Origin of the sequence: Mesorhizobium onobrychidis, assembly GCF_024707545.1 — a bacterium.
GTDB classification, from domain to species: Bacteria; Pseudomonadota; Alphaproteobacteria; order Rhizobiales; family Rhizobiaceae; genus Mesorhizobium; species Mesorhizobium onobrychidis.
Genome location: NZ_CP062229.1, coordinates 5513124 through 5523402, shown reverse-complemented (window position 1 = coordinate 5523402; position 10279 = coordinate 5513124). Strand labels below are relative to the sequence as shown.

Here is a 10279-nt window from a genome sequence, read left to right as displayed (position 1 = left end):
CTCACAGCCTCTTTTCGACCAGCACCTCGACGCGGCGGTTCAAGGCCCGTCCCGCGCGGGTGCTGTCGTCGGCCACTGGATCGGTAGCTGCACGTCCTTCGAAGCGAATGCGGTCCTGCGGCACACCGTTCTGGACCAACATCTCGGCAATGGTTGCTGCGCGCGCTTCGGACAACCGCTGGTTGGTGGAAAGCGGATTGGACCGTTGCAAAGGAACACTGTCGGTATGGCCGACCACCGTGATGTTTCCGATCAGTTCCTGATTGGCGAGGATCACTTTGGCGATTGAACCGATCAGCGGTTCGAAACCTTCCGTCAGTGTCGGCCGCGACGACTGGAACAGTTCGGGGTTGGAGGCCTGAATGATCAGCCTGGCCAGCGAAACGCTCTCGGTGCCGCTTAGCGCGGCTCTGAGATTTGCCGGCGCTCCGGCCTGAAACTCCGGCACTAGCGCGAAATCCACTGCCTCTGGCGGCGGCGCGTCGACCTGTGGCGATGTGCGGCTGATATCGCCGCGGGTTGGCGGCGGCAAAGCACGAACCAGCGTGGAAAGCTCGACCGCCTGACTGCTCAGTCCCATCGACAGCCCGAGATAGATTGCAGTGGCGAGAACCGCCGCACCGAGCCCCATCACCCAGATCGGTACGATGAAACGCTGCGGCTCGTCGGATGCGATCACGCCTTTCCAGTTCGGCGACAGCGGCGCGCCGTCGGCATCGGCATCGCGCAGAAAGCGCGCCGCAGCAACGCGAACGGCATTGAGCGAGCGGTCGCCCGACCGGCCTGGAACACGATATTTGCCGCGGAAGCCGAGCGCCAGGCAATGATATTGCAGTTCGAGCAATTCGCGATCCCGGTTCGGATGCCGCTCCAGTTCGTCGAGACGCGTGAAGAACTGCGTGCCGGCATCGACATCGCCTCGCAGCATCACCACAAGCGGCTGGCGCGGCCATGCGCTGGCACCGCCCCATGGCGTGTTCAAGGCCAGATCATCAAGCAATGCCGCCACCACCCAGGCTGCCTGGTCGGCGCGCTCCAGAGAGGACCCCGCCGCCATTGCCGCGTCACGTGCCCGAACCAGTTCGTCGAGCAACCGGGTGCGCAACGCTTCCGGGTTTTCCGGCGGCAGCGCGCTTTCAAGCTCGGGCGCGAACTCGAGCAAGGGTGCGAATGCGTTGACAAGCGTGTTGGGATGCGTACGCGACCGTTTGATTGGCGCGCCCGACAAGAGTGGCGTCATCGGTCGCGGCATCGGCGCGCCGGTCAGTCGTATGCGAGTGCGTTCGCGATCCTCCGACAGTCCGAAAGGATCATCCCGGCTCATCATCTCACCTGTTTACCGAATAGCAGTCGACCTGCGGCTCGCTCGGCAGTACACCCGACACGCCGATGACGAAGCCAGGGGCATCGAGCAGCGAGGCCCAGTGCTCGCTTTTCTGATCCAGCTCAAGGCACAGCCGATCGCCATCGTAGGGGATTTCGCGGGGCTGGGAATGAAGCGGTTTCAGCGGAATGCCGGGTAGACGGGATTTCCACAGGCCCTCGAACTGATCGGCCGAACCGACAGTCGCCTGGTTCACGAAAATCTTGCGCAAGGCGTCTTCCGACAGCTCGGAGCCGACCCGGATGACGATCCGGCTGGCCACCAGCAGCTTCGGGTTGTCGATGCGGATTTTCCAGACGTTGGTCGAATGCCGCATGACGGGCAGTGCGCGTGACTTAGGCTCGATGTAACGCAAACTCAGGATGAGTGAGCGCAAGGCGTCCGCCAGCGCCGAATAGGCGGGGCCGGGCGCCATGTGATCGTAGGCCGGCAACTCGCTCAGCCGCCGCGCGCTCGACCCGTAGGTCGCCATTGAACCGGCAAGACCGGCAAGCTCCAGGTATAGCTCGGCCGGATGGAAAACATCCTGCGCCAGCATGTGGGCCAGCCGCGGACGCGCCGCATTGGCGAGATTGAGCATCAACAGGTCTTCGACGCTGCGCCCTGGCCCGCCCATGACCATTTTGCCATGCGCCTCGGCGATTTGGTCGAGGCCGGTGACAACTTCCAGAAGCAACTGCCGGTACCAGGCCACCGCTCCGGTAACCAGTGTCGGCGGCAGGAACGTCTCGTCCAGCGAGACGCCGCCGTCGGCTCGAACCCCTTTGATATCGGCTATCGGCAGGGCGGTGTAGCCGCCAACCGATTTTCCGGGTGCAAGCAGCAGCGCCTGCGGACGGGCGATTTCGATTTCTTCGGGATCCGAACCGCCCTGGACGGCGTCGCGGACGGAAACGATGCGCCCATGATAGCGCGCGCCGGTGGATGCGGCGTGCGCCGGATCGAAGCCGACACCGCCGGCAGGCTCGAGCGGCAGGGCGACCAGCACCGGTCCGGCGCCCGTATCGGCAGTAACCGGCAGCGGTCGTGGCGCGTCCATCAGGTCAGGGATGGAGAAGGGGGTTCCATCCGGAAAGATGCCTCGTGCCGACAGGATCGAGACCTGGCCGGCATCAAGCATTGCCTGGTCCAGCGTCAGGTGCTGAAAGCCGAACGTATGGAGCTGCCCGGCCTGCAACGCGCCGCGCACAGTCGCCTCGAAAAAGCGATCCTGCTGCTGAAAATGCTGGGTCCGGAGAAACAGGCCTTCGGACCACAGCACCCTGTTTGCATCGCTCATGCCGCTACTTCCTGCATTGAGCACCCCTTGCCTTGGCCGCTAGGCGGAAATGCCGCCGCTGCCAAGCGTGACGTTGACGGTTACTTTTGACCCCGGCGACACCGACTTGGTTGTACGCCAGTTCCGGCCGCCAGGCTCGCGAACGAGGGCAACAAAGCCCAGCGCAGCCGCGTCCGGCTCGACCGTGATGGTTTTGGATGCGGTTTTTCCAGGTCCGATGGAGATCTGGTCGGATCCAATGAGATCGCCTGCGAGTGCGGAGCCGGCATCCCCCTGCAGCGCGAAATAATCGGCCGAGTTGAATTTACCGGTGCTGCGCAGCCGCATCACGAGGACCGTCACGGGCCGGTCGCCGCCACCTGGTCCGGGGTTCATGCCGGCCGCGCCGGTCAGGTTGACGGTGACCGCGGATGGTTTTGGCGGACCGCTCTGGCAAGCCGCAAGCAGCCCGGTTGCGCCCAGGGCAACGACAAATTCGCGGCGATCGATCATTTTTCACTCCTCCTCATATGCATCCCGAAAATCAGCGCCGATTTCGCCGAGGAAGCTCGATTCCGCACTCTGGGCGATTTCACGATGGCGTTTCTGGTACAGCTCCCACAGCTTGGCGCTGCGCCCGCCCGAAAGCAGGGTGCCGATCGCGGAACTCGATTTGAGCTCTTCCTCGATCGCTGCCGGGTCAAAACGGTCAATCATTCGCCGCAAGGCGGACTGCACGCCTCGCCAGGCGCGCACGTGATGTTGCGCGAGATCGCGGACCGCGTCGGCGATTGCCGCTTCACCGGCCAGAAATCCGGGGCTGCGCTCCGCGATGATGGTCACGATGGCGTCGTCGACCGTCGGCAGAAACTTGAGCGGATTGACTTCAGATGCCCCCACCACCGTCTGGGCGACGCGAGCGTTTCCCTTTTCCTCGGCTCGCTTGCGCAGCAGCTGCATCAGGCCTTCCATCATGAGCCGATACTCGCGACCGAACTTCTCCATTTCCGCGACGCTGTCGCGTCCGGGAAAATCGGCTTCCTCGATGCCCATGCCACGCAAGAACGCGGTGCGAAGGGCCGTGTTCGCCTGTTGCGCCGCTGCCAGGGAGGGGGCGGGTTTGGGCGCAGCGCCGGCACGTGGCGGAGGCGGGATATCTGCCGCCTGGCCGGGCAAGTCCCATGGATTGCCCGGCTGCGGGCTTTCGGCGACATGTTTGCGGTGACCGGTCGAGCCGGCGCCGTTCCTCAAATCGGGCGATGCGGCCGGTCCGAAACCGAAATCGTCATCGAATGATCTTCTTGGAGCGGACTGGCCTGGAACGGGCTCGGTTGCACCGGAGGGCGTCGGATCGAAGTTGAAGGGGTCTGCGGGATCCGGCGCACCACGCGGTTCGGGATAGGCGCCGTTCGGCGCGGGCGTTGCTACCGGGTCGAGGCTGAACGGGTCGTCGAAGGCCGGCGAACTGCGCTGGTTGGCGCGCTCGAATGCTCCTGGAATCGGCTGCTCGAACGGGTTCGGCAGATCGGCCGGACGCGGTCGTTGCGGCTCTTCTTCGACCGTGGCTGAAAAGAAATCATCGCGGCCGATGCTTACCGGCGCTCGTGATGCCGGCGGCGACGGTTCCGCGAACGATTGGCTGGCTGCCGGTGCTTGAGCGGCCGGCGTCTGCAGATCGACGCATACGATGTAGTCGCCCAGCCTCAGCCGCATGCCGTTCTGAAGACGGACCGAGGTGCCCGCGCCGAGCGGGCTGTCGGAGTCGTTTATGAACAAGCCGCTGCTTGACGTGTCGGTGACGAAATACCCATCCCGCCCGCCGGTGATCCTGCAATGGGCGCGTGAAACGAACATGTCGGGATCGTCGATCTGCCAGCCCGCGTCCGCGCTGCGGCCGATCACCAGTTCACCCTCGTCCAGCCGGGTCTGCCGTACCGCCTGGGTGCGTGGCCCGTGCTCCAGCGTCAGCAGCAGACTCATGCCGCGACCCCCGCCATTTCCGGCCGCCATCCGACGATTGTCCGCAGCCGCATGTCGTCAGCATCGCCCCTTTCAGCGGGCCGCGCAAGCCAGATGGTTCGGCCGAGCTGTACCGCTCCGATACGGGGCGGCGGCACCGCTTCACGCGCGAGCACGATCCGCAGATCGACGTCGAGCGATTCCCCGACCATGTCGCGAACCGCCTGCTTGAACATCTTCAGACGTTGACCGCCCGGCAGGAACGCCTTGAACTCCTCATACCCGAGTGGGCCGACGCGGAGTTCGATCCTGCTTTGGCGGCTGAAAACGCGCGGGCCGATCGTCGCCCCGCGACCCAGCACTGCGTAAGCTTGGGCAAGTCGGGTCTGGAGCGTCGCCGGTATGGTCATCCAGGCGGCAACGAACTCCTTGATCTGGACCGGCACCTTGAACGCTTCCGCCAGGAACAGCGTCAGCCGCTCCGGACCGTCGACCTGGGTGGCGAGCGACGCCGCCTGGCGAAGCTTCACGGCGTCGAGATCGGGATTGTGGGTGCCGGGAAGTCCGATTCCCGCCATGGCTTCAAGCATGGCTCTTACCCGGCCGCCGACCGCACGTTCGACCTGTACCGCCGGATGCGCGTCGGCCCAGGCCCGATAGTACAGGGCGATCATGCGGTGCTGGAGAATATTGACGAAGTCCACGAACGTCGTGTCGCTGGTCTGCCGTGCGTCAGCGCCGGTGAACCAGCGCTGCGACAGACGATCGAGCACCCAACGTGTCAAATGAAGCGGCATCGGGCCTTCCGGTCCCATCAGCCCGAGATTTGCAACGGTAACCCGGGCCGGCGTCTTGTCCTTCGCTTGGCGGAACGCAACCACGTCCTTGGCGGAAAAGCTAAGACGCACATGCTGCCCGAGCCTTGCCGGCTCGCGATCCGCGTGGCCGGAATAGCCGAACAGCCCGCCCCTGTGTTCGAGCCGGCGCAACAGTTCGAAAAAATCGAATGTATCATCCAGCTCTTCGACCCGGTCCAGGTCGAATTTGTCTAGATCAGGTAGCGATTGCCGGGCGTCATCGGCCATGGCACATCCTCCTGCTTCTGCAGCAGCCGCGTGCGGGTCCGCACAAAGCCGTTTATTCCGGCGTGACGGGCAAACAGCCGTGCAAGCAAGGCTGAAAGCAGCAATGTGCTTTGCCCAGCCAGCACCGACTGGTCCACATGCAGCGTCACTTCCGTGCCCCGTCCGAAGCACATCGGCCCATCGATCTGCAGCCGTTCGATGACGGACCGCGAGTCGATGCGAACGATCGAGTGCACATTGCGGGCGAGGCTAGGATCCCCCCGGTCGGCGTAAAGATCGAGCAGCGCATGCAGCGGATCGATACCGCGGCCTTCCTTGGCAAGGCTGAGAAAGTTGAGCGCCAGCTGCGCCACCAGCCGCCAGGCGAGATTGTCGGCTCGGGATTCGCCTTCGGGGCCTGCCGGCAGCGCGGCCGGGATAGCCGGCTGGGGCGGGCGCAACGCACCGAGAAGCCGGACCGTTTCGACCGGATCGCCTGCCTCCAGCGTCAACGTAGGGTTGTCGTCGAGGATCGGCAGATCGCGGTTGGTGCAAAGCGCCATGATGTCGAGACGCTTCAGCGGCCGGTTCGCCGGGCTTCCGACCGGCCGTGAAACCGATAGGAAAACGTCGTCTCCGGTGTATGAGGTGCGGGTCAGCCCGTCGCGCCGTTCATCTTCGGTGGCCCGGCGAGGCCGCCGTTCGGTGGAATAGACCCAGCCATTGCTGCGGTTTTGCCCCAGGCTGAAGAGCTCCGGAATTTCGGCGTCGGGACCCTCGGCGTCGGCGTCCTCGACGTGGGTCACCCGATAGATTTCGAAGTCCCGCGCCCGCGTGCGATCGGCATGCAGCACTTGCCGCGTTCTGCGCGGATCAAGCTCGATGACGTTGCAGTCACGCTCGAAGAGGTTGATGATCGGCGTCGCAAAGAGCTCGAAATCCGCCGGCGTCACATCGGCAAGTTCGGGTACCGGACGCCGGAACATGAAGATGATCTCGACCCCGGCCTCGCATCGGCGCACGACCGATTGCAGTCCTGAAACCCGCACGTAGTGAAAGCGCTCGGGCATCATGAAATATTCGCGCAGCAGACGGTACCCTTCGAATGTCGGCCGGGTACGAGGCATCAACGCCTCGTCGTCGCTGATGCCGACCATTTCGGGTCCCGGCAAAGGCGATAGCGGATTGGCCTTGCCCTCCGCTCGTGCACCAATGGCCGAGCAGGCGCCGAAAATCGCGTCGAACAGCAAAGGCGCCTTGGTGCGCCCGGCAAAATAAAGATCAAGCCGGTCGAGCGCCAGTTCGTTGAGCTTGCCTTTTCCGGCCCGACCCAGCGTGATACGCAGCGCCGCCTCGCCGCCGACACCGCCGATTGGTGTTATGCCGGCCGCCGCCAACCCGCTGCGATCCTGGAAATAGCTGACCGACGTGATCGTTATCGGCCATAGCGTCGTTTCCTGCGCGGTGGTGAATGTGCAGCGCGTCGATAGGCCGGGTTGCAGACTGGACACCAGCCGGGTGTTCCGCTTGACGACATGGCCGGCAATCATCGACTGGACCTGCTGGCCCGGTTTCAACACTGCCATCGCCGTTGCCGGCGCCGGCGTAACCAGATCGGGATAGAGGACATCCAGGACGCTGCGTGAAAACCGCGAACGCTCGGCATCGACTTTCAACCGGGTGCGCGCAGCGAGGAAAGCGACGCCGTCAAGCAGCCGCTCCACATACGGATCCGGGCAGGGGACCGTATCCAGCGAAAGATTGCGCGCCACCGCCGGATGCATGTCGGCAAATTCCGCCGCGAGTCCGCGGATGTGGGTCAGTTCCTCCTCGTAATATTCTACGAAGACCCGATCCATCTCAGCTTTCCCTGAATTCGGTCCGCGCCAAGCCGTTATCGAGATTGATCGTGGTGCGCAGGCGCATGCGTTCCGGCGTCGGCGTCATGATCAGCACGGCGTCTATCTCGATCTTCAGGCCCACACTTTTGTCACCAAGGGTCACCGTTACCTTTGTTGCGCTTTCCTTGAGACGGGGCTCGAACGTGGCAAGGACCGAGCGGATCTCGCGCGCCAGGGTCTCGCGATCAAAGTCGCGGGACGAACGGCCCGAAAAGGAAGGCACGCCGTAGTTGACCACACTTCGGCGCACCTCCGGAAAATCGGCCAGCGACGGCGGATTGTCTGCGGCCTGTTCGCTTTCGAAATCGGAAAGAAGCGGAACAGCTTCGAAACGCTCGGTGTTGAACAAGGCCTCGATGTCGCGCCGCACCGCCTCCCTGAGGACGCGGGCCGATACGACCACGCCACGGCTTTCGATCTCCGCGCGGTGTTGGGTCTGAAAGGCCAGGCGCTGCAGACGCCGCTTCTGATCGGATGTCAGCTCCGCGTCGGCATCGATAAGCCGCGTGCTGCCCGCAAGCAGGGTATCCAGCCGGTCCACACCAAGCTCGTCCTGCAAGGTCTGGCGCAGCCCGTCTATCTCGGAGGTCACGCCCGGCAGGTCGTTGACGAGGCGGTCCCAAAGAGAGGGCTGGACCGCCTCGCGTTTCGCTCGCGAACTGCCGGTGACCTGTAGCTTGTCGGCGCCGGGTCGCCGCGCCTCACTTGCCGACATAGACATCCATTTCGATTTCGTCATCCTTGTCATAGACGAACTTGATCTTCTTGTAGGCGAAGCTGACCTCCTCCTCGATCAGGTCTTCCTCGTCTTCGGCCTGCGACATGTCGTATTCCATGATCGAGGCGTCGGTCAGGGTGACGACCAGGTAGTCGCTGGTCTCGCCATCGATGGTCCGGCGGGCGGAGAACACAACTTCGTCCAGCGCCTTGTTGTCGAACAGCGCCTTTTTCAGATAGGGGGAGGACTTGTCATAATGCTTGGTGAACTTGATCATGCCCAGGGACACACGACCGCGGCGTGAGAGCGAATTCGGATCGTACGGCGCGATTATCTTGTAATCGACCCCATGGACTTCGATTTCATCCTCGTGGCCGTCTCGAACGCTTGGACCTTTGATATCCGGAACCTTTAGAAAACCATCAATCTTCACTGGCATTGTCTTTCTCCACCGCTTTTAAACAGAACAAGGTGTGGTTGCTGCGAATCAAGTCTTCACGGACGGTAGTTCCGACACCAGCCTGAGCGAGGCGTTGATGCCTTCCAGCTGGTAGTGCGGGCGCAGATAGAAGCGGGCATTATAATAGCCCGGCCGCCCCTCCACGCTGTCGACCTGGACCTCGGCCGCGGCAAGCGGGCGCTTGGCGCGCGCCTTGTCGTCGGCGAAGGCCGGGTTGGCCAGCACGTAGCGGTTGATCCACTCGGTCAACCAGATCTGCATGTCGGAGCGTTCCTTGAACGATCCGATCTTGTCGCGCGCAATGGCCTTGAGGTAGTGCGCAAAGCGCGAAACCGGGAAAAGATAGGGCAGGTTGGCGCTCAGCCGTTCATTTGACTGGGCGTCGGGGTCGACCAGCCGCCCGGCACGTGTCTCGTCGTCCTGCAGCGAATGCGCACCGATAAAGGCTGCGAGATCGGTGTTCTTGCGGTGCAGGATAGGCATCAGGCCGAGCTTGGCCAGTTCCGCCTCGCGCCGGTCGTCGATGGCGACTTCCGTCGGGCATTTCATCGCCACCGATCCGTCGTCGGTGGGGAAGGAGTGCACCGGCAGGTTGATGACCGTGCCGCCGTTCTCGACGCCGCGGATCTGCGTGCCCCAGCCATAGAGCTTGTGACTGCGGTTTATGTTGACGCCCATCGGGAAGGCGGCGTTCATCCAGACATATTTGTTGTGATCGGCCTGCACTTCTTCCTCGAAAGTGAAGCCCTTCACCGGAACGGTTTCCGAGCCATACGGCAGTCGCGCCAGAACACGTGGCATGGTCAGGCCGATGTAGCGCGCGTCCTCGCTCTCGCGCAGCGATTGCCACGAGGCATAGGCCGGGTTCGAGACGATCATCTGCAGGTCCTGCGGGTTCGGCAGTTCCTGCCAGCTATCCATGCGGAACAGCCGCGGGTCGGCGGCTGCGATGAACGGCGTATGCGCGGAGGCGCAGATGCCCGAGATGTTGCGCAACAGGCCGACGTCGCGCGGATGGTTCGAGAATTCGTAGGCGCCGATCAGGCAGCCGATCGGCTCGCCACCCAGCATCGAATACTCGTCCGTATAGACCTTCTTGAAGATCGGGCTTTGATCCCACATCTGGCCTTCATAGTCTTCAAGCGTGTCGGCAAGCTGAACTTTGGAAATGTTCATCACCCGGATCTTCAGCTTCTGATCCGTCTCGGTATTGTTGACGAGATACCAGAGGCCGCGCCATGTGCCTTCCATTTCGCGCACTTCCGGCGCATGCAGGATCTCGTTCACCTGGGTCGTCAGCATCTTGTCGATGCCTGATATCAGCGACTTGATCGACTTGATCGCGTTGGACGAGATGGTCGTGGTATCGGAGCGGGACTGCGCCGCCAGCGCGAGATTACGGACGAGTTGCTGCAGCTTCTCGCTGTCGTCCTTCTTGACCTTGAAATCCTTCTCGAGGAGCCCGCTGAATTCTCCGAGGTCGATGGCTTCCGCCTCAGCGGCGACGGCTGCGGTTTTTTGTTGTTCGGCCATGA

At 63.1% G+C, this 10279-nt stretch carries 9 protein-coding genes; all 9 read right to left on the bottom strand.

Going from position 1 to position 10279, the window contains the following annotated elements; all coding sequences use genetic code 11:
• Position 1 precedes the first annotated feature (1 nt).
• From icmH to tssC, 9 genes are read right to left on the bottom strand one after another with little or no spacing between them, the layout of a single operon-like run.
• A complete protein-coding gene (gene icmH, locus IHQ72_RS27465) occupies positions 2-1324 on the bottom strand; it encodes a type IVB secretion system protein IcmH/DotU (protein ID WP_258118500.1) in 1323 nt (440 codons plus the stop codon).
• Between the two features lie 4 nt (positions 1325-1328).
• Positions 1329-2663: a type VI secretion system baseplate subunit TssK gene (tssK, locus tag IHQ72_RS27460; RefSeq protein ID WP_258118499.1), complete on the bottom strand. Its 1335-nt coding sequence runs from the start codon at positions 2661-2663 to the stop codon at positions 1329-1331.
• Positions 2664-2702: 39 nt separating this feature from the next.
• Entirely contained in the window at positions 2703-3155 is a 453-nt protein-coding gene (gene tssJ / locus IHQ72_RS27455) for a type VI secretion system lipoprotein TssJ (RefSeq protein WP_258118498.1), read from the bottom strand.
• A 3-nt stretch (positions 3156-3158) separates the two neighbouring features.
• On the bottom strand, positions 3159-4622 hold the full coding sequence (gene tagH / locus IHQ72_RS27450) for a type VI secretion system-associated FHA domain protein TagH (protein WP_258118497.1): 1464 nt from the start codon (positions 4620-4622) through the stop codon (positions 3159-3161).
• Entirely contained in the window at positions 4619-5686 is a 1068-nt protein-coding gene (gene tssG, locus IHQ72_RS27445) for a type VI secretion system baseplate subunit TssG (protein WP_258118495.1), read from the bottom strand. Before tssG ends, tagH begins: the two co-directional genes overlap by 4 nt.
• Entirely contained in the window at positions 5650-7524 is a 1875-nt protein-coding gene (tssF, locus tag IHQ72_RS27440) for a type VI secretion system baseplate subunit TssF (RefSeq protein WP_258118493.1), read from the bottom strand. Before tssF ends, tssG begins: the two co-directional genes overlap by 37 nt.
• Position 7525: 1 nt before the next feature.
• Positions 7526-8281 (bottom strand): type VI secretion system baseplate subunit TssE, encoded by a 756-nt coding sequence (gene tssE / locus IHQ72_RS27435; protein WP_258123946.1) that lies wholly within the window; start codon positions 8279-8281, stop codon positions 7526-7528.
• Positions 8268-8723 (bottom strand): Hcp family type VI secretion system effector, encoded by a 456-nt coding sequence (locus tag IHQ72_RS27430; RefSeq protein ID WP_023801311.1) that lies wholly within the window; start codon positions 8721-8723, stop codon positions 8268-8270. The genes tssE and IHQ72_RS27430 overlap by 14 nt, the downstream gene beginning before the upstream one ends.
• A gap of 48 nt (positions 8724-8771) precedes the next feature.
• Complete coding sequence (gene tssC, locus IHQ72_RS27425) at positions 8772-10277, bottom strand: type VI secretion system contractile sheath large subunit (RefSeq protein ID WP_258118490.1); 1506 nt, start codon at positions 10275-10277, stop codon at positions 8772-8774.
• Positions 10278-10279: the final 2 nt, after the last annotated feature.

What these genes read in the sequence shown, in the direction of transcription:
- tagH (WP_258118497.1), bottom strand. Translation starts at nt 4,622, where the DNA reads ATGAGTCTGCTGCTGACGCTGGAGCACGGGCCACGCACCCAGGCGGTA.
- IHQ72_RS27430 (WP_023801311.1), bottom strand. Translation starts at nt 8,723, where the DNA reads ATGCCAGTGAAGATTGATGGTTTTCTAAAGGTTCCGGATATCAAAGGT.
- tssE (WP_258123946.1), bottom strand. Translation starts at nt 8,281, where the DNA reads ATGTCGGCAAGTGAGGCGCGGCGACCCGGCGCCGACAAGCTACAGGTC.
- tssJ (WP_258118498.1), bottom strand. Translation starts at nt 3,155, where the DNA reads ATGATCGATCGCCGCGAATTTGTCGTTGCCCTGGGCGCAACCGGGCTG.
- tssF (WP_258118493.1), bottom strand. Translation starts at nt 7,524, where the DNA reads ATGGATCGGGTCTTCGTAGAATATTACGAGGAGGAACTGACCCACATC.
- tssK (WP_258118499.1), bottom strand. Translation starts at nt 2,663, where the DNA reads ATGAGCGATGCAAACAGGGTGCTGTGGTCCGAAGGCCTGTTTCTCCGG.
- tssG (WP_258118495.1), bottom strand. Translation starts at nt 5,686, where the DNA reads ATGGCCGATGACGCCCGGCAATCGCTACCTGATCTAGACAAATTCGAC.
- tssC (WP_258118490.1), bottom strand. Translation starts at nt 10,277, where the DNA reads ATGGCCGAACAACAAAAAACCGCAGCCGTCGCCGCTGAGGCGGAAGCC.
- icmH (WP_258118500.1), bottom strand. Translation starts at nt 1,324, where the DNA reads ATGAGCCGGGATGATCCTTTCGGACTGTCGGAGGATCGCGAACGCACT.